Genomic DNA, 18,553 nt, shown 5'->3' with positions numbered 1-18,553 from the left:
CTTAAATGTAGCTTTAAGGAGCCTCTGAATAATTCCGTAATATCTCTGCGGGCCTTGAAGGCTGCAGATGTTAGGCGCAGCTCGCCGCGAATGGCTGTAGCCTTCAGGGCCTGCCCTACGGGGCTTGCAGAGCGATTCACACTCCGCGTTGAAACTTCTTGAAAGGTCTAGACATTCCTGCGAAGTCGCGCCTTGATTGTGAACCGCTCTGCAAACCAGAGGTATCACGGAATTATTCAGAGGCTCCTTAACTCTATAAGTGCATTCATTTGTGTGAATTCTTAGCCTGGTGACAAATTGACGGATAATAAACTTGAAGATGGTGAGCCATGGTTGGCATTAAGGACACTATATTGCAGGGCAGCCCCATAGTTCTTGTAAACAAGTGGATAGGTTCGCAGACGGCGTAAAATACTGAGAAGAATTCTACGGAAAGCCAAAGGCCAAGTTGGCCGGCATAGGGTGACAGTCTCATGAGGCCGGCTAGTGGACTATTGCAAGATGGTACCTACGTTGCTGGTTCCCACTTGGATTGCAGTTGCTGAATTTCCACTTGTTGCCTGGGTAGTGTCATGGGTGTTTGTCGTGCCCATTTGCATGGTGCTAGCGGTATTCATCGTAGAGGTTTGGGTAATCGTAGCTCCATTAGAATCTCCAACCTGCTCCATAAAGGCTGCAAGTAGGCCTCCATCTTGAGAGAGGTCTGCGGTGTTACTGAGGCCATCTTGTTCAAGTCCTGCCTCATTAGTTGATCCAGTCTGGTCCGTCATTACCATGTTAGTTGTGCCAAGCTGTATGACCTCAATGGAGGTGTCGGAGCCATACTCCTGGACAACATGGGCATCATTAGAGTCACCATCCTGTAGCAGATTAAAAGTGTTGTTAAATGCAGAGGATTGCTTAGTGAATGATGTATTACTAAGGCCTAGCTGTATGGTACTTTGATAATTCCCCGAACCATTTTCAAAAATAGAGTCTGCAATATTCGAGGTTCCATCTTGGAATATTATGCCAATACTAGACGTCTCGTTAGCTAGAATGCCTCCGACTACGTTTGAGATTCCCTGCTGATTTAAGATTTGGGAAGTATTAGATGTTTGGTCTTGTCCGAGCACGCCTATATTTGAATCTCCTGTCTGGGTAACAACCATATTATCTAAGTTGGATTCAAATTGTGTAATTACCATTTCATTAGATGTACCATTTTGTGTGCTTATTGATGTGCTTGTCATCGTATTGCTTTGCATGGCAAAAAAGAGATTGGTTTGGCCATTTTGCAGTACATTAATGGCTGAAGTGGTGGTGTCAAATTGACTAATTGATGAAACGGTGTTGTTGCCACCTATTTGTGTGCTATTGATAATACTGTTTGTAGAGTTGATTGTCTGAGCGGTGGTGGATGAGTTGTTGTCGCCAGTTTGAGTAAATATTGCAAAGTTACCAGATGTTGATGGATCATTCTGGGTAGATGTTGCTGTATTTCCATTACCGTTTTGAATGACAATGGTGGTATTGGCGGCAGCGTGCCCAGTGAAGGCTATAGCGACTGCCGCAGCAATGGAGGCATAAGTATTCATATCTATTTCCTTGCAAATCAACATATTAAGTTCTATCAAGCGGATTACTGCCTGTTTGTCGATTTGTGACTCTGCTGAATAGCTGGTTAGGCAAAGACGGCTCTCAAATCCCTGGGTAATTACTTGAATTATTTTCACCTAAAGCTACCACTGACATCCAAAGCACTATCGTTAAAATGATATTGGATGACGTTATAGGATGACCCTCCGATTTTTGATTATGGGCAGAGTGTTTTCCTTGGGAAATAACTATCAATCTACTGAGAAGAAATCCCTAAAGAGATAGTTGCAGGCCTATATTGCAACTTGTCTTGCATAAAAAAGAAGTGACTAATGACGTTAGTCATTTCTTTTATGCATTTAAAATAGGGGCGGGGAAAAACCTGGGGGCTTTAATTGTTGAAAGATTTACTATAGCAAAGTAAATATCACTATATCATCAGGTTTGGCCGGCTCCAGCTTGAGTCTCACAGGAGCCGGCCGATAAATTACTGCAAGATGGTACCTGTATTACTGGTACCTAGCTGGGTAGCAGTTGCTGAGTTTCCACTTGTTGCCTGGGTGGTGTCATGGGTGTTGGCGAAACCCATCTGCATAGTACTGGCATTATTGTTGGTTGATGTTTGGGTAATTGTTGCAGTATTCGAAGTCTGGATTTGTTCTATATAGGCTACGAGCAAGTCGCCATCCTGTGATAGATCTGCTGAGTTACTTAATCCATCCTGGAGAATTTCACCATCGTTACCCGCACCAGTTTGAAAGGTCATGACCGTATTGGTGGTGCCTAGTTGTTCAGCGTAGAGACTATTGCCCGCGCCTAAATCTTGTTCAATATCTGCATCGTTTGAATCACCTTCCTGTATTAATTCAGCAGAATCTCCGACACTGGTAAATTGAAGAACTAATGAGGTGTTACTCGTTCCCACCTGGGTTGTACTTTGAGTATTCCCTGTTCCGAGAGATTGTGTACTTCCCGACATATTTGATGTGCCATCTTGAAGTACCGTGATGGTGCCGGAAGTCTCAGTTGATTGAGCTGCTCCTGCGGTATTAGTTGTTCCAAGCTGGGTAATAAAAAGCCCATTCCCAGAGGAGGATGACTGAACCATGGAACCCATGTTGGAGTCACCATTCTGGGTGATTACGGTGTTATCCAAAGATGAGTTAGTTTGTACGGTGGTATATTGATTGGAGGTGCCAGTTTGTGTCGTTGTTGAAGTGCTTGAAGTAGTGCTAATTTGAAGCGCATTAAACAAATTAGTTTGGCCATTTTGCAGTACGGTAACAGTTGATGTAGTAGCGTCGCTTTGATCAATCGATGAAACAGTGTTGTTGTCGCCAAGTTGAGTGCTGTTAATAACACTATTCGTAGTGTTGACTGCCTGAGATGTGGTCGATGAGTTGTTGTCACCGATTTGTGTGAATATCGCAAAGTTACCTGACGTGGATGGGTCAACCTGGTTGGACAGGGCTGAATTCCCGACGCCATTTTGATTGACAATGGTAGTATTGGCGGCAGCGTGCCCACTGATGGCTATAGCGACTGCCGCAGCAATGGAGGCGTAAGTTTTCATATCTATTTCCTTACAAATCAACATATTAAGTTCTATCAAGCGGATTACTGCCTGTTTGTCGATTTGGGACTCTGCTGAATAGCTGGTTAGGCAAAGACGGCTCTCAAATCCCTGGGTAATTACTTGAATTATTTTCACCCAAAGCTACCACTGACATCCAAAGCACTATCGTTAAAATGATATTGGATGACGTTATAGGATGACCCTCCGATTTTTGATTATGGGCAGAGTGTTTTCCTTGGGAATTAACTATCAATATTCTGAGAAGAAATTCCCAAAGGTGATCGGAGGCTCTTAATTCTTCGTCTTAGGAAGGGGGGAAGAGGCAGGTTCCTTTAAGCGCTCTTTACATCTTTGCCAGATTTTTCAACAAAATAATGGCATAAAAAGGCAATGGGAATTGAGTATAAAGCGATAATAAATGCGAGACCGAAGAAGCCTGATTCTGTTGTTGTTATTCCTGCACAGCAAAAGAGAATGCTTGGAAGAGCACCACCCAACATCATAGAAATTCGGTTGTATCTCTGCATCTTTAACAGGAAGTACTCAATAAGCTTCCCGTAGGTTAGGGTGGCGATTAAGGATACCAGAGTAGTCATCAGATGGAATGTCAGCATGGGGACTGTGCCATTAAGAATCTGAATCCCGGAAGCGCCAGGCAAGGAAAAAACCGCAATAATAGTTGGCAATACGACACAGGTTAGCGCAGTAGCTTTAAGGGCAATAAGGAAGGATATAGTTTGGGGCGAAGGAGTGGTTTTACTTTCCAGGTTGGCCTTAGGCGCTTTGTAATAATTTGTAGGCATGTACTTATTGATGAAGCTCGTTTAAATCTGTTTTTTCAAGTGGAATGTAGCTTAATTAATGGTAATCATTAGCTGTTGTCATGTAAATGTGATAGTGGCTCGAATTATATTGATTTTTGATTACGAATTGAGGCTTTGCTGGGGTGGGTGTTGGAACAAATACACCATACTGGATATAAAGTACCTGTAGATTTAATCGATGGCATCCAATGAAAGCTCTTTAACTCCCACTCACTACTGGGGGCTCTTTGCCCTGCTACTGGCGGCATTTCTTCTTGCCAATGATTATACGGCATTTTCGCCGGCACTCCCGGCAATTCAAAAGACATTCAATGTCGATATCACCACCATTCACTGGGTCGTTAACGCCTATACCCTGGTGTATGGTGTTTTGATTGTGTCTACGGGCAGGATGGCTGATATCTATGGTCGTCGGCGAATGTTTATTACCGGCATCTATATCTTTACTGCATCTTCCTTTGTAGGTGGATTTGCGGGGAATATAGGAACGCTATTATTCGCCCGTGCATGGATGGGTTTGGGGGGAGCCTTGGCCTGGGTTGCCATCCTGGGTATGGTTTTCTCCCTCTTGCCCAGGGATAAGGCCGGGCTGGCCGGAGGATTGATTCTCACTACAACGGGGTTGGCCAATGCCAGTGGTCCAGTGATTGGTGGTCTGTTGGCTGATTTTGCCAGCTGGCGCTGGATATTATTTATTAATATTCCCATTGCTTTGCTGGTTATTCTTCTGTGTTGGAGCAAATATCCTCCAGCTAGTACGCAGAGAAGCAATAAGAAAATTGACTATTGGGGTGTTATTACCCTCTGTGGGTATTTATTTAGCTTCCTCCTTGCTATGGATCTGGTGGTTCAGTATGGCTTGTCCCACTTCTATGTGTGGGGCCTATTGGTACTGTCCATATTTCTCATGATATTTTTTGCTGTTGTTGAAACTGTTGATCCTAATAACGCGCTAATTCCAGGTGAATTGATAAAGAACAGAGGCTTTATCGCCGCTGGACTCAGTATGTTCTTTGTTGCTATCGCATTTTTTGCGACCCTGGTTTATATCCCGCAGCTATTTATCAAGGTAAAGGGCTATTCTGCCTTTGGGGCAGGGTTGGCGTTGCTACCATTAATGGTCAGCTCTGGTGTTGTAGCCTATATTTCTGGCGCATTATACGAGCGGCTGGGCGCTAAGATTTTGATTTGTGCTGGTGCTTTGGGTATGTGTGTAGGGCTGTTTCTACTGTCGGCTGTTGAGCCCCAGGCATCTTATATTCGCTTCCTTCCCGGGCTTTTGATAGTGGGCAGCAGTATTGGCATATATAGCCCTACGATTGTTACAGCGGCAATTAGCGTAGTTGAGCCCAGTGATTCCAGTTTGGCAGGGTCGATTATCTATATGTTTAAATTTGTGGGCGGGGCCCTTGGGTTGGGAGTTAATGCGACTTTACTGGCTATGGCTCCCAACATCGCTGTTGGGATTGAGCGGGCCTTTGTGGTTGATGCTTATCTGGCGCTACTTGGGTTCCTGATTTCCTTGGTTTTCTTTTCTGGACTTTCAAAAGAAAGATGTAGCCAGTGAAAGCCATTCTTTCCTCAGGACATAACTTGAGAATCCAGGCATGGATAGTCAAAAACCAGCGGTTGATAAAGGCCTTTATCTAGGCCTGCTGGCGCTGTCTCTGGCGATTTTTCTTGTCGCCAATGACTTTACGGCATTCTCTCCAGCACTGCCGGTAATGGAGCATGAATTTCATTCAGACCTTACAACGACGCAGTGGGTCATTAATGGTTATGCTCTGGTTTTTGGGGTACTGATCATTTCTGGTGGTCGCCTTGCCGATATGTATGGCAGGAGGAAGGTGTTCTTTATTGGAACCCTGGTATTTATGGCGTTCTCGCTTTTAGGTGGGCTTGCAGTCGATATGGGAATGTTGTTGATATCCAGGGCGCTGATGGGGGGTGGGGGAGCGATGATGTGGCCCTCTATCCTCGGCATGACTTATGGCCTGATGACTGAACGGCGAGCTGGGTTAGCAGGTGGATTGGTGATCACTGTTTGCGGTATCGCTAATTCGGTCGGTCCTCTACTGGGTGGCGCGCTGGCAGATTATGCCAGTTGGAGATGGATTTTCTTTATTAACCTGCCGGTATCGGCAATTGCTTTATATGTTTGTTGGAGAGTGATTCCTGATGACTCTCCAGAAGCTTGTGATGAGCGTATTGACTATGCCGGGATCGCTTCGCTGTCGATGGCTCTATTTGCCTTGTTACTGGCGTTCGATCTTGTTGTTGATGTCGGTTTCAAAAGCCCATTGGTCCTCGGCCTTATCGCCGCCTTTTTCTTACTTATTTGCTTGTTTAGTGTCGTTGAGAAACGAGTTGGGGCACAGGCGTTGATTCCACCGGATGTGGCTGGGAATAAACGGTTTGTCTTCGCCTCTGTTGCCACGTTATTGATTTCAGCGCTTTTCTTTGCTGGACTGTTTTTTATTCCACAGTTCCTAACCAATGTTCGTGACACCTCAGCAATGAAGGCGGGGATGGGGCTGATCCCTATGATGCTCTCCTTTAGCGTTTTCGGCTTTTTGGCAGGGAAACTATATGATGTGATTGGAGCAAAGAAGATAGTATCGGCAGCTACTTTATTGATGACGCTGGGAATGTATCTTCTATCTCATATCCACAAAGATACTCAATATATGTCTTTAGTTCCCGGGCTTGTGATATTGGGTGCTGGTATTGGTTTGTTCAATTCCACCATTACAACTGTAGCTATAACGGTTGTTGATAGCAGTAGGGCAAGTTTAGCGGGTGCAATCATTTTTATGTTTCAAATAGCGGGTGGTGCCGTAGGATTAGGGTTGAATACTACGATAGTGGCGATGGCCACTGATATGCCATCGGGTATTGAATATGCATTTACTGTAAATGCCTATCTCGCCTTGTTTGCTTTTATTATTTGCATTTTATTTGTCGGGGATAAAAAGCCTGAAGTTTGACTTTGATAATCTATCCATTATCTATCTTTCCACTTCAGTTGTTAATTGATCGGCAGCCTTTGAAGGTAAAGTTTGTGCTTCTTTGCCGAGGTTCCAAAATGGGGAAATTCCCGTTTCGATTGGGAAAACAGGTTTGCATTGGCTGATTGGTATGGCATTAAGTTCTATTTTTAGCTCTCCATAATGTTGTCTGTAGGCATAGGCTATTGGGATCAGTCTCTGCCGATCGAAATACTTGGCGCCCTTGTTGTTTTCGAATGCTTGTGTAAAATTATCTATTCCCTGCTGGATGCCAGCCCCATTTCTTGCTGTGAAGTTCCAGAGATTTTCATCAATTGTTTCTGCGAGACTGGCAAGATAAATCCATGATTGAAAATTGAGGCATTCATAATGAACACTATTTTTACTCTTGGTTTTCGATACTTGGTTATCTGAGTGATCAAACTGCTCTAATATTCGGAAGCGGGAGTCCCTAAGAGTTTTTCTGGCAGTTTGTATTTGATTGAGATATAGCGCTAAAGCTACAACTTGTAAATCATACTGTGTGCCAAGATGCCCAAGTTTTGGACGCATTGATTGCCCGCGATGACTATCTATCAACCAGCTAAGGTATTGCTCCAGATGGTAGTCTAATCGCTCAACTCCTATCAGGCGAATCTGCTGTTCTTGTTTAAGTTCTCTTAAAGTAGAAAGGGTGTGGGCCAGTAGGTTGGGATTTACAGATTGTAATTGTTTACTGTATTTCGTTTCATTTTTGTCGGGGAATAGCTTGATGAGGCTATTGTCGATAAATTGAATGAATTGTGGCTTCGAGCAGCGGGATTGCGCAAGGGCGACAATGGTCAAATCCTGAAGCAGGCTGTTAATCGAACTGGGCCATGCCCTCTGTTTTGCTTTTACCGATCTTTGCGTGGCCTCTCTTAATAGCATTAGATAGGAAAGGTCGCACCTGTTTGCAGTGGTCAACTTGCTGCCAGGGGTACTTGTGTCGGCGGAGAAGCTGGAATCATCGAGTTGATCCAGCATGGCAAGGATAGCTTCAGAGCGAGTTGTGCCTCGATCCCGGCTGGACTGCTGATCTGTCCGCTCCAGGTGCGGCTTTCCAGAAAATAGTCTGGCTACCCAGGCTCCTTGAGTATAGTGACCTGCGGCTTCCGAGTAATCCGGGCAGGGGAGATCCCATGGGAAAATCGCCCACTCATCCCATTTTCCCGATACGCCTAGCCGCCATAAAAGTTCAACCTTGGGTCGCCTGCCATAGCAGTAGCGGCTATCAAATACCTCTGTACTATCAGATCGAAATACTATTTGTGGCTCTTCAGTGGGAGTTGGTTTGAAGTTCTCACATAGAATGGATTGGTTATCCAGCAGTCTTGTCATTGGAATAACATGGTAGGGGTAAGCGTTGTTGTGAAGTACCTGTTGCTTTATTGCTCGCCAGGCTTTTGGGGTTACAAAGCAATTGCCATCCCAAGGTAAAATCCAGTCGGCTTTTGATTTACCGTCCTGAAGGGCGAGATTTCTGGCCCCATTATTGTTCATTACATAATTGTTTTTATAGCGGTAAAGGCTCAGCTCTGCCTGAACCGCTAAGTCCTGGCGTAATCGTAGCCCTTTTAATTTATAGGGGGCATAGCTGATGGGGTGATCGAGAATATTCCACTCTATTTTTCGATAGTCGTCCCAACTAAAGGGGATTCTGATGAAGGTTTGTTGATGGTCGTCGAGCAGTTTAATGATGGCTGCTTCTTCATTAGGGTCGACTATTCGATTGAGGATAAATACTTTTTCGCAGTTGTCGAGTTCAGGCTCATGCTTCAAAATAAATTCGAGATTCTTGCGGGACTGTCCCACACTATGCCGGGGAGCTAAGTCGTTGCCGATGACTCTGTAGAGAATAAAGGTCTGGGTTCTATTCGTTGTGGCTTTATGAGATTTGACTGGCGTAGTTTTGGGGTAGGGGGAACGACTGCTCGGATAGTGGAAATTGGGAAAGTGGCGATACCTTCGCATAATAATATTGGCTAGGCGCCTGGCATATTTTAGGGTTTTTCTTTTTAGCTTTTGAGAAAAAAATATACAGCGATCTCGCCACCTTAGCCAAAAAGTGTGCTCACGGAGTGATGTTGTTTCCTGTTCGGAGGCTAGCTGTTTTACGGGCGTTGGCATGGAAGCGTATTCTTATAGTTAGATATAGAGAAATCTAGTGAGTGCTCATTGATTGCTGACGGAAAGCCGGCAATCAAATTTTTTCTCGTGATTCGGAGTTAATTATAGTCGGCTAGATTCTAGAGCTTGGTGTCGAGCCATGTAGACGTAAAGTGCGCCAGCTTAAAAGTTATTTTTTTGTGCAGGGCAAGCTGAGATCTTTCCTATAGGCAAAAAAAAGCCCCGCTAGTTAGCGGGGCTTTTCGTTTGGATCAGGTTGTCAATTAGACATTCACTTCCTGGATCTCAGTCGCGGCGATGCGCTTGCCTTCTTCGGCAGACTTCTGGAAGTCTTCAATCTGATCGAAGTTCAGGTAGCGGTAGATCTCGCTGGACATGGAGTCCAGGTTCTGTGCGTATTCCTGGTACTCAGCCGGAGTCGGCAGTTTACCCAGGATGGCGCCTACAGAAGCCAGCTCAGCGGAGGTCAGGTACACGTTGGCACCATCGCCCAGACGGTTGGGGAAGTTACGGGTAGAGGTGGACAGTACGGTGGCGTTCGGTGCCACACGTGCCTGGTTACCCATACACAGGGAACATCCGGGCATCTCGGTGCGGGCACCGGCAGAACCGTAGATGTTGTAGTAACCCTCTTCCATCAACTGGTGCTCGTCCATCTTGGTGGGCGGGGAAATCCACATACGAGTGGAGATGCCACCTTTGTGTTCTTGCAGCAGTTTACCGGCAGCGCGGAAGTGACCGATGTTGGTCATACAGGAGCCGATAAACACTTCGTCTACCTTGTCGCCAGCAACGTCGGACAGCAGGCGAGCGTCGTCCGGATCGTTAGGAGCACATACGATCGGCTCTTTGATCTCGGCCAGGTCGATCTCGATTACTTCCAGGTACTCAGCGTCGGCGTCCGCTTCCATCAGTTTCGGGTTGGCCAGCCACTCTTCCATGGCGCGCGCGCGGCGCTCCAGGGTACGCTTGGAGCCGTAACCTTCAGCGATCATCCAGCGCAACAGGGTTACGTTGGAGCGCAGGTACTCAGACATGGTGTCTTCGGACAGCTTGATGGTACAGCCAGCAGCGGAGCGCTCGGCGGAGGCGTCGGACAGCTCGAATGCCTGCTCTACAGTCAGGTCTTCCAGGCCTTCGATCTCGAGGATGCGGCCGGAGAAGATGTTCTTCTTGCCTTTCTTCTCAACGGTCAGCAGGCCCTGCTTGATAGCGTAGAGAGGTATGGAGTGCACCAGGTCGCGCAGGGTGATGCCGGGCTGCATTTTGCCCTTGAAGCGCACCAGTACGGACTCAGGCATATCCAGCGGCATAACACCGGTAGCGGCGGCGAAAGCTACCAGACCGGAACCTGCCGGGAAGGAGATACCCATGGGGAAGCGGGTGTGGGAGTCACCACCGGTACCTACGGTGTCCGGTAGCAGCATGCGGTTCAGCCAACTGTGGATGATGCCGTCAGCCGGGCGCAGGGAAACACCGCCACGGTTCATGATGAAGTCCGGCAGGGTGTGCTGGGTGCTGATATCAACGGGCTTCGGATAGGCCGCAGTGTGACAGAAAGACTGCATTACCAGGTCGGCGGAGAAGCCGAGGCAGGCCAGGTCTTTCAGTTCGTCACGGGTCATGGGGCCAGTGGTGTCCTGGGAGCCCACAGTGGTCATTTTCGGCTCGCAGTAGGTGCCCGGACGGATACCTTCAACGCCACAGGCTTTACCAACCATCTTCTGGGCCAGAGTGTAACCCTTGCCGGTGTCGGCAGGTTGCTCAGGCTTGCGGAACAGCTCGGAAGGCGCCAGGCCCAGGGCTTCACGGGCTTTGCCGGTCAGGCCGCGACCGATGATTAGGTTGATACGACCGCCAGCCTGAACTTCGTCCAGCAGTACGTCGGACTTCAGTTGGAATTCAGACAGGACTTTGCCGTCTTCGGCCAGGATCTTGCCGTCGTAAGGGCGGATCTCGATAACGTCGCCCATGCCCAGTTCGTCAACGGGGGCTTCGAATACCAGTGCGCCGGCATCTTCCATGGTGTTGTAGAAGATCGGGGCAACTTTACCGCCGATACAAATACCGCCACCTTTCTTGTTGGGCACGCCAGGCATTTCTTCACCGAAGTACCACAGCACGGAGTTGGTGGCGGACTTACGGGAAGAACCGGTACCTACTACGTCGCCAACGAAAGCAACGGGAAGGCCTTTGGCTTTAACTTCTTCGATCTGCTTTAGCGGACCGGTAACGCCTGCTTCTTCTGGCTCCAGGCCGTCGCGCTTCATTTTGTACATGGCCAGCGCGTGCAGGGGAATGTCCGGACGAGACCAGGCATCCGGTGCCGGAGACAGGTCGTCGGTGTTGGTTTCGCCAGTTACCTTGAATACGGCAACTTTGATGCTCTCGGGTACTTTGTTGCGCTTGGTGAACCACTCGGCGTCTGCCCAGGATTGCATTACCGCTTTGGCGAATTCGTTGCCGGCTTTGGCTTTCTCTTCCACATCGTGGAAGGCGTCAAACATCAGCAGGGTGCCTTTCAGCTGCTCGGCAGCCAGTTCGGCCAGATCTTTGTCGTCCAGCAGCTCGACCAGGGTGGAGATGTTGTAACCGCCCAGCATTTGGCCCAGCAGTTCTACAGCGTGTTTGCGATCGATCAGCGGGGATTCTGCTTCACCTTTGATAATGGCGGACAGGAAACCTGCTTTAACATAAGCGGCTTCGTCAACGCCCGGCGGAACGCGTTGGGTGAGCAGGTCAACCAGTTCCTGTTCTTCGCCTTTTGGCGGATTTTTCAGCAATTCAACCAGGCCGGCGACTTGCTCGGCGTCCAATGGCTTTGGCGGAATGCCTTGTTCGGCGCGCTCGGCGACGTGTTTGCGATAGGCTTCAAGCACTGATAAGTCCCTCTTGGTGTGTGGGGTGGCACCTACAGCGGGTGGAATTCCCGGTCTATTAACTGTCAGCCGGGATTTTTTTTTCGAGGCCGCTGATGGCGGGGGGCGAATACTACAGGAAAGCCCTACTGCTGTTAAGTTTATCGAAAAATCAATAATTTAAGTGAATTATGACTATTTGCTAGGTGAATTTTAGTAGTTTGGCAGCTGGTACTTCCCCCCTTTTCTTGGCGGCGGAAACAAAATAGGCTACGCGCAATTTGAAGGCCGCGCGGGCGGCATAAATAGGTTGGTCGGATAGTTAATGTACAAGAAGGTTCGCACGCCCTGTATCGGTGTTTGCTCCACAGGAATTGGCGATGATGTTTGTCGTGGCTGCAAGCGCTTTGCACATGAGGTTATTGATTGGAATGCCTACAGTGAAGAACAGCGCCGGGTAATTGCCGAGCGCCGAGAGGGGTATTTGGTGAATGCGGTGCGCAGCCAGTTGGAGATCGTGGATCGCGAGCTGCTATTGGAGCAGCTTCATCACCAGCGGGTCCGTTTTGATGAAAGTCAAAATCCCTACTGTTGGGTGTTCGAACTGTTGAGGGCAGGGGCCAGCCAAATATCAGACCTCAAGGCTTTTGGGTTGCAACTCACTGCACAGGCGCGCGGCGTCCCACTGGTGGAAATTCGCCGCCTTATTGATGAGGATTTTTACGCACTGTCTGTCGCCTATTACCAGCGCTATGTGGCGCCTGGTATTACCTAGGACGGTTCAAAAGTTGATGGCAGCTCCATTTGAGAGCCTGGGTTTAGCGCTGCTGGCGCAAAAATACTCTGAGCGCCGGTAGAAAGGGCTCACTGGCGATTGCCAGATCCCGCCGCTGGCGCCGCCGACTCAAGCTCGGTTGGTGGTCAACTCGGGTGAATTCAGGCAGCTGCCCGGCTTCGTTGGCCTCTACCAGAATCGGCATGGAGGAATAGCCGACCTGATGATATTCCTCTTCCTCACCTAGCTCGTGCCCATAGAAGATTTCCGCTACCTGGAGATTAGGGCGACTCTGTACCTGCACTTGGCGTAAATCCTCCTGCTGGCTTTTGTGTAGCCCGGCGAGTAGCTGGCGCTGATATTGGATACCGGGATCGGACCCTTGAGGGTCGAGCTGCACCAACTTCTTTTCACACCATTTCACCGTGACCTTGCGAATGGATTTACGCGCCTTGATCCATGAAAGGGTGATGGCATCCGGCCGCTTCGGGCACATCAACACTAGCCGGTAGCATTGGCGTAGATGTGCGCGGGGGTACCTAGCATCCGCAAGGGTTTCCCGCACAGTGCGATCCTGCTCAGCTACTGGCCGCTCCGCTAGGGCGCTGCGAAGTTCGGCAATAGCCTTGGCAAAGATCTCTTTGTGGCTATTGAGTTGTTGGGCAAGCTCAAGGGTTTTGGTCGGTACCGCCAATAAACCTGGTACTTGTAAAGTAGCGCGGGCATCTCCTCCGGCGCTAACGGGCTCCAGATAGTCGAGTTGCGAGTAGAGAGCGCCTGACAGTGAATAGGGGCGTTCAAAGCTCTGATTGAGACTGAGTGCGGCATCCTGTGCGAAAGGGGGCTGAAGTAGATAGTGCTGCCAGGGTTTCTCGGCATTTTGCAGCAACTCCAGGGATTCTCTCAGGGCTTGGGCGGCGCCATGGACGTTTTCCAGTAGCGGTGGGATAGCTTTTGCCTGGGTTCTGTAGTCATTCATCAGATATGCCGGATAAAAAGTGATTTTTATATTAATGCACTTAATAAATCGTTATCAAGTTGAGTGTATTTATCATTAGGGACCTTCTTGGGTAATTGCTGCCAGGCTCTGTCAGTCGGTGAAGTAGTGCCCGTTAGAGGTTTAAAAGTGGGCGTTTGTGGCTTGGGGCCGCTATAATCCCGCGCCAAGTTATTTTGCTCCGGTTAAGTTTGTTCGCCCTATGAATGCTCAAATCCCAGATCTGTCCGCTATCAATGAATTCCTGCTGTGTCCCACGCCCGATGCCTGGGTGGAGGCGGCATTGAAGGAGCCGGAAATGATGCTGATTGATCATGCCAACTGCGAGAAAAAAGCGGCGGGTACTGCCCTGAACCTGATGTTTCGCTATCTGAATGACTTTGAGCTGCTGAACAAAATGTCGCGTCTGGCTCGCGAAGAGCTACGCCACTTTGAGCAGGTGCTGGCGATTATGGAGAAACGCGGTATCGCCTACCACCACGTTAGTGCCTCCCGCTACGCGGCGGGCCTTCGTGCCGAAGTCCGCAGCGCAGAGCCGGGGCGACTGATCGACACGCTGATTTGTGGCGCTATTATCGAGGCGCGCTCCTGCGAGCGCTTTGCACGGATTGCGCCTCAGTTAGATGATGAGTTGCAGAAGTTTTATCTCTCCCTGCTTAAATCTGAGGCGCGTCACTTCCGCGATTACCTACACCTTGCCCAGAAGGCTTCCGATGAAGATATTCAATCTAGGGTTCAGGTACTGCTGGAGAAAGAAAAGGAATTAGTGGAAGGCAGTGATGGACAGTTCCGCTTTCACAGTGGTGTGCCGGAGAGTGCCGGGCAGTAATTCTCGCTTGGCCTGCTAAGGTGGCTCAGATTTACAGGAAGCTTTTGCATTGACGTTTATTGGCTCCAAGCTTCCTGATTCTTTAGAGGAAACGCCAGAATACTCGCTGCCTAAGCCCACTAAATTGGGTCATTTCAGCAGTAGCTCTAATCGTTGGCTATGGGGTTATCGTGAGACAGCTTGGTAGTTCTGTTGCCTTTGCCCGCTTCCACGTTAGTGCTCTAAAAATCAGCACAGGTCTCTTTGGGAACTCGCCATTACAAGTCGATATCGACTGATCAAACGCTATAAGTAAGCTGGGTGAGCAGTAGTAAACTAATACTAAAGGGTATTTGTAAGCTGTACTATCGTAGGCTCGCTAGAAGATCAAACTCGTACACTAGGGGCTGTTCATCAATACCCTGTTGGCCAATCTTGAAAAACTTACGTACTGTACAGTGGATTTCTACTGACCATCCTTCCGTAAAAATTATAAATTAGAGCCAATGTGTGGAAGTACAGTTTTTGAGTACCGCCTTTTGAAGATTTACGTGCCGTTTCTTAATTAGCTTTTATTTTCAATCAGTTATTTTGTAACCAGAAAGCATAAATGGTTTATGGGCATCTTTGTCTGAGTGATTCAAGGAAGACGAAAGTGACTCTTTGGGTACTTTTTTGTAGTGCATTAAGGGGTAATGAAACTGCTTAACGACATATAAGAGAGAGATACTAGGCGACGGGCTAATTTCAGGAATTTTTTAGGCTTCCTGAGAAATGCACCAAAACGGGAAAGCCTAGGACGGTAAACCTATTGGTGTTACTGCAGGGGCCGCATTCGGCGATCTTGGAGCACTGAAGATTGAGGAGCGTAATGATCAGTCAGGATGATTGTTATGGTGAGTTTGTACCAGGTAGCCCGGTATTTCTTCCCTCCTCCCCCAGAAAATGTAAGTAATGGAAAAACTATCTTTCATTTCCAAGAAATATACAGATGCTGAGAGAAGCACAAAGGCAAGGCTGCCCCGTGCTTTACTCAATAATTTTGCACAAGATCTCATAAAGCAAAACGGTATTCACGGTGGGGTTGATCACTTAGACGCCGTAGTATTTTAGTTTGCAGAAAATATAAAGATCTTGGGACGCTCTCCAGTAGATATGACCATGATTTACATTTATCCTTGGCGAGAAGGTTGTATCAATAAAGCCATTAAAGAATCCTGTTAGGGTGTAAGGCTATTTGGCCTTCCTCGAGAAGGACTGAAAAAAGACATGGCAAGCTTCCAACTTTACTCTGGCGAAAAAGGTTATATTTTGCCGTTTGAACATCAATATAGCTAACTCTGAATCAGTATTGATGCTCAAGATGATCTTTTGTGTGACCAATGATGTTGCTAGGAGCAAGATATTTCAAAGCTGTAATTGTTTATTGGCTCCTGAGGATGTTAAAAAATATTTGCATGCAATGAAATGTAAAGGTTGATATTAAAGGGAGGCTGGGGAGATGGTGTTATTTGGGACTGGTGTTTGACGAAGTATCTGGTTATAGAAAACCAACTATTGGATTTTTTAAACACAATTCTACCATGTTGGCCGGTGGTGGTCCTCTGCTTTTAGACGTGGCAGAAAAGTACTAGGCGCGTCTCCCAGTGAAAACACTGAACCTTTTGGAGGTGTTGATGCCTTTTAGGTTCCGGGGGGATTGAATATGATGCGGAAGATATTGGCAATCGCAAGTTCAATCTTGCTGGCTACTTTGTTCCGTCAGGGAGTAATACCCATGCTGATCTCGCAGGTATTTTTTCGTTCATGGAAGCTAATAAGGTTTCATATGAGAATTTTAAGTTTAACTTAATAGGTTTGAAGGCTGTTCAAATATCCATTAATGTGGATATTCCAAAAATAGGGAGATTTTTGGAGGATGGAAAGAAGGAAAGATGGAAAACTTGATCAATTAGGAGGAATGTTAATGAAAGTTATATATAAATTGTTTTTTATGGTCCTAACTGTCAGCGTATGTTTTGCTGGATCAATACATGAGGATGTGATTCACACTCAGATATCTGAAGAAGGGAAAACCATTTCAGCAGATATGTTAATGGCTGGAAGTGATGTGTCTGGTGGAGTGACGGATAGTGTTGGTTATATTCTTGGGGCAATAATTAAAATTCTACTAGGGGAAGCTTAAGATTTAGCCCAGCGGACTTTGGGTGAAATGATGGGTCAATGTTTCGCTGGGCTTCAAAATTCTGTGCCACCCGCATAATTCCATAAGATGATCGATTTATCTGGAAGGTAGCTGCGGTAGTATTAGGCTGTAATTTTAAACCGGATGCGTTGGGTTTTCTGAGCTTTTTAAGCTTGGTGGCGGATAGTGTCTCCATTTGTGCTTACGGTGTTCTTTTGGTGAATGTCGAAAAGTTGCTCTCAACGTGTCTCATTTTGGTGTTTAAAATTTACTTCTGATTGAGGTTTCTAGGTTCTTTTCTCTTATCCTGAATCAAGCTTTTTCAATAGCCGAATAAACTCTTCGAGCTCTTTGCTGCTGGTGGAATCCACAGAAAATTTATTGTGGAAAAATATGGTGAGTTTTACTTTGGGGGAGTTGATAAAAACCGTATAGCCGTCAAAGTCAGTGCTGACTGCCAGTCCCTGGTAATGCCATTCGTTACCTTCCTTGCGCCCCTCCTTTGTCGCCCTATCAAACACCCGCAGCGCTTGTTTGACGTCAATCTTCTGTTCGGCATCCATTGCTGCTTGCTCCTGCCGCTAAGCTTGTTGTTTGAGACGAAACTGTCTTTGACTTGGAAGCTTAGACGACATGGACACTGACATCCATCACTACCCACCAGTAGATACGCGGCTGTTTGACTGGCTGGCTTACCTTGGTTTGATTCCATTTGTCGCAGGAATCATTATGCAGTGGTTAGGGTTTTCTCTTTGGGGAGTGACTCCGCGCCTGCTGTTCACCGCCTATAGCGCCGTGATTCTGAGTTTTCTCTGCGGTGTTTGGTGGGGTGCTGCACTCAATCAAGTGGGGCATCCGCACAGGATGATTTTAGCGCTACTGAGTAACCTGGTGACGTTGGTGGGGTGGGTGGCGCTGCTGATGTTTCGCACCACTTGGGCGCTACCGGTATTACTAGTTGCTTTCGGTTTTGTGGTCTGGGCCGAGGCCCGGTTGAACCCCAATCTGCCCGGGAGGGATCAGTACTTTCGCACCCGCAGTATTGTGACCTATTTAGTGATGGCCTGCCATCTTCTTATGATTCTGCTGCTCCTTTGAAGTGCCTGGCGCAAACTAAACTGTTACCAGCGAAGATATTTTGGGGTAGCTCTTATGCAACCTGTTTCCTCTGAGGTGCTCGATCAGCTATTCAACAAAGCCCGAACCCATAGTCATTGGCAGGATAAGCCGGTTTCAAAAGAGGTTTTGAAACAGCTTTACGACTTGGTCAAATTCGGACCCACCAGTGCTAATTGTTGCCCTATGCGATTGGTGTTTGTTGTAAGTAAGGAGGCTAAGGAGCGGCTCAAGCCAGCGCTTAATGAAGGAAACATTGAAAAAACTATGCGGGCTCCGGTGACTGCCATTATTGCTTACGATATGCACTTTTATGAACACCTTCCGAGGCTCTACCCCCAGACTCCTGCGCGGGAATGGTTTGCCGATAGCCCCGAATACGCCGAGGTTACTGCATTTCGCAATGGTTCCTTGCAAGGAGGCTACTTTATTTTAGCGGCGAGGGCCCTGGGGCTCGATTGCGGTCCAATGTCGGGGTTTGATAACGCATTAGTTGATGAGGAATTCTTCAGTGAAAAATGCTCAGCACCGGCTTTTCTACCGGAGCACTTCCCCGATTGTCATATTAAGTCCAATTTCTTGTGCAACCTTGGCTATGGCGAAACTGACAAATTATATCCGCGCAACCCTCGGTTGGATTTCGATGAAGTGTGCACAACTCTGTAAATTGTTGTGTTTAA

14 protein-coding genes are annotated in these 18,553 nt (G+C 47.5%); 7 read left to right on the top strand and 7 right to left on the bottom strand.

Annotated elements, in window-relative coordinates:
* Positions 1 to 491: 491 nt before the first annotated feature.
* From ACJJI8_RS21300 to ACJJI8_RS21290, 3 genes are all read right to left on the bottom strand, one after another.
* Positions 492 to 1,715 (bottom strand): hypothetical protein, encoded by a 1,224-nt coding sequence (locus ACJJI8_RS21300; protein WP_444933676.1) that lies wholly within the window; start codon positions 1,713 to 1,715, stop codon positions 492 to 494.
* Positions 1,716 to 2,065: 350 nt separating this feature from the next.
* The gene (locus tag ACJJI8_RS21295; protein WP_444933675.1) at positions 2,066 to 3,289 is read right to left on the bottom strand and encodes a hypothetical protein; all 1,224 of its coding nucleotides are present in this window, start codon (positions 3,287 to 3,289) and stop codon (positions 2,066 to 2,068) included.
* Between the two features lie 197 nt (positions 3,290 to 3,486).
* On the bottom strand, positions 3,487 to 3,957 hold the full coding sequence (locus ACJJI8_RS21290; protein ID WP_444933674.1) for a hypothetical protein: 471 nt from the start codon (positions 3,955 to 3,957) through the stop codon (positions 3,487 to 3,489).
* Positions 3,958 to 4,156: 199 nt separating this feature from the next.
* Here ACJJI8_RS21290 and ACJJI8_RS21285 point away from each other — a divergent pair, with 199 nt between their 5' ends.
* Together ACJJI8_RS21285 and ACJJI8_RS21280 are read left to right on the top strand one after the other, a co-directional pair.
* Entirely contained in the window at positions 4,157 to 5,545 is a 1,389-nt protein-coding gene (locus ACJJI8_RS21285; RefSeq protein WP_444933673.1) for an MFS transporter, read from the top strand.
* 40 nt (positions 5,546 to 5,585) lie between these two features.
* On the top strand, positions 5,586 to 6,965 hold the full coding sequence (locus ACJJI8_RS21280) for an MFS transporter (protein ID WP_444933672.1): 1,380 nt from the start codon (positions 5,586 to 5,588) through the stop codon (positions 6,963 to 6,965).
* 21 nt (positions 6,966 to 6,986) lie between these two features.
* On the opposite strand, the gene ACJJI8_RS21275 is transcribed toward ACJJI8_RS21280, so the two are convergent.
* Together ACJJI8_RS21275 and acnB are read right to left on the bottom strand one after the other, a co-directional pair.
* Entirely contained in the window at positions 6,987 to 8,978 is a 1,992-nt protein-coding gene (locus ACJJI8_RS21275) for an alginate lyase family protein (RefSeq protein ID WP_444933671.1), read from the bottom strand.
* A 419-nt stretch (positions 8,979 to 9,397) separates the two neighbouring features.
* Complete coding sequence (acnB, locus tag ACJJI8_RS21270) at positions 9,398 to 12,013, bottom strand: bifunctional aconitate hydratase 2/2-methylisocitrate dehydratase (protein WP_444907834.1); 2,616 nt, start codon at positions 12,011 to 12,013, stop codon at positions 9,398 to 9,400.
* Positions 12,014 to 12,317: 304 nt separating this feature from the next.
* Between acnB and ACJJI8_RS21265 the strand changes: the two genes are divergently transcribed.
* Complete coding sequence (locus ACJJI8_RS21265; RefSeq protein WP_413662547.1) at positions 12,318 to 12,767, top strand: DUF1289 domain-containing protein; 450 nt, start codon at positions 12,318 to 12,320, stop codon at positions 12,765 to 12,767.
* 43 nt (positions 12,768 to 12,810) lie between these two features.
* Here ACJJI8_RS21265 and ACJJI8_RS21260 read toward each other — a convergent pair whose 3' ends face one another.
* Positions 12,811 to 13,746 carry a hypothetical protein gene (locus ACJJI8_RS21260; RefSeq protein ID WP_444933670.1) on the bottom strand — a complete coding sequence of 312 codons (936 nt, stop codon included), beginning with the start codon at positions 13,744 to 13,746 and terminating at the stop codon, positions 12,811 to 12,813.
* A 220-nt stretch (positions 13,747 to 13,966) separates the two neighbouring features.
* On the opposite strand from ACJJI8_RS21260, the gene ACJJI8_RS21255 reads away from it, so the two are divergent.
* Complete coding sequence (locus tag ACJJI8_RS21255; protein WP_444933669.1) at positions 13,967 to 14,593, top strand: MiaE family protein; 627 nt, start codon at positions 13,967 to 13,969, stop codon at positions 14,591 to 14,593.
* A gap of 1,897 nt (positions 14,594 to 16,490) precedes the next feature.
* Entirely contained in the window at positions 16,491 to 16,757 is a 267-nt protein-coding gene (locus tag ACJJI8_RS21250; RefSeq protein WP_444933668.1) for a hypothetical protein, read from the top strand.
* A 302-nt stretch (positions 16,758 to 17,059) separates the two neighbouring features.
* Here the strand turns inward: ACJJI8_RS21250 and ACJJI8_RS21245 are convergent, their stop codons facing one another.
* A complete protein-coding gene (locus ACJJI8_RS21245) occupies positions 17,060 to 17,320 on the bottom strand; it encodes a DUF3081 family protein (protein ID WP_413662543.1) in 261 nt (86 codons plus the stop codon).
* Positions 17,321 to 17,390: 70 nt separating this feature from the next.
* Here ACJJI8_RS21245 and ACJJI8_RS21240 point away from each other — a divergent pair, with 70 nt between their 5' ends.
* The gene (locus ACJJI8_RS21240; RefSeq protein WP_444917663.1) at positions 17,391 to 17,855 is read left to right on the top strand and encodes a DUF3429 domain-containing protein; all 465 of its coding nucleotides are present in this window, start codon (positions 17,391 to 17,393) and stop codon (positions 17,853 to 17,855) included.
* A gap of 54 nt (positions 17,856 to 17,909) precedes the next feature.
* Positions 17,910 to 18,539: a malonic semialdehyde reductase gene (locus ACJJI8_RS21235; protein WP_444907839.1), complete on the top strand. Its 630-nt coding sequence runs from the start codon at positions 17,910 to 17,912 to the stop codon at positions 18,537 to 18,539.
* Positions 18,540 to 18,553: the final 14 nt, after the last annotated feature.

Source organism: Microbulbifer maximicatervae (SeqCode) (assembly GCF_052467695.1).
The sequence above is the reverse complement of the archived record's forward strand: the minus strand, read 5'-3'. Positions and strand labels throughout refer to the sequence as shown.

Coding starts and splice junctions, on each gene's coding strand:
- ACJJI8_RS21290 (WP_444933674.1), bottom strand. CDS start 3,957: ATGCCTACAAATTATTACAAAGCGCCTAAGGCCAACCTGGAAAGTAAA.
- ACJJI8_RS21240 (WP_444917663.1), top strand. CDS start 17,391: ATGGACACTGACATCCATCACTACCCACCAGTAGATACGCGGCTGTTT.
- ACJJI8_RS21260 (WP_444933670.1), bottom strand. CDS start 13,746: ATGAATGACTACAGAACCCAGGCAAAAGCTATCCCACCGCTACTGGAA.
- ACJJI8_RS21275 (WP_444933671.1), bottom strand. CDS start 8,978: ATGCGAAGGTATCGCCACTTTCCCAATTTCCACTATCCGAGCAGTCGT.
- ACJJI8_RS21250 (WP_444933668.1), top strand. CDS start 16,491: ATGGAAAGAAGGAAAGATGGAAAACTTGATCAATTAGGAGGAATGTTA.
- ACJJI8_RS21245 (WP_413662543.1), bottom strand. CDS start 17,320: ATGGATGCCGAACAGAAGATTGACGTCAAACAAGCGCTGCGGGTGTTT.
- ACJJI8_RS21280 (WP_444933672.1), top strand. CDS start 5,586: ATGGATAGTCAAAAACCAGCGGTTGATAAAGGCCTTTATCTAGGCCTG.
- ACJJI8_RS21265 (WP_413662547.1), top strand. CDS start 12,318: ATGTACAAGAAGGTTCGCACGCCCTGTATCGGTGTTTGCTCCACAGGA.
- ACJJI8_RS21285 (WP_444933673.1), top strand. CDS start 4,157: ATGGCATCCAATGAAAGCTCTTTAACTCCCACTCACTACTGGGGGCTC.
- ACJJI8_RS21235 (WP_444907839.1), top strand. CDS start 17,910: ATGCAACCTGTTTCCTCTGAGGTGCTCGATCAGCTATTCAACAAAGCC.
- ACJJI8_RS21255 (WP_444933669.1), top strand. CDS start 13,967: ATGAATGCTCAAATCCCAGATCTGTCCGCTATCAATGAATTCCTGCTG.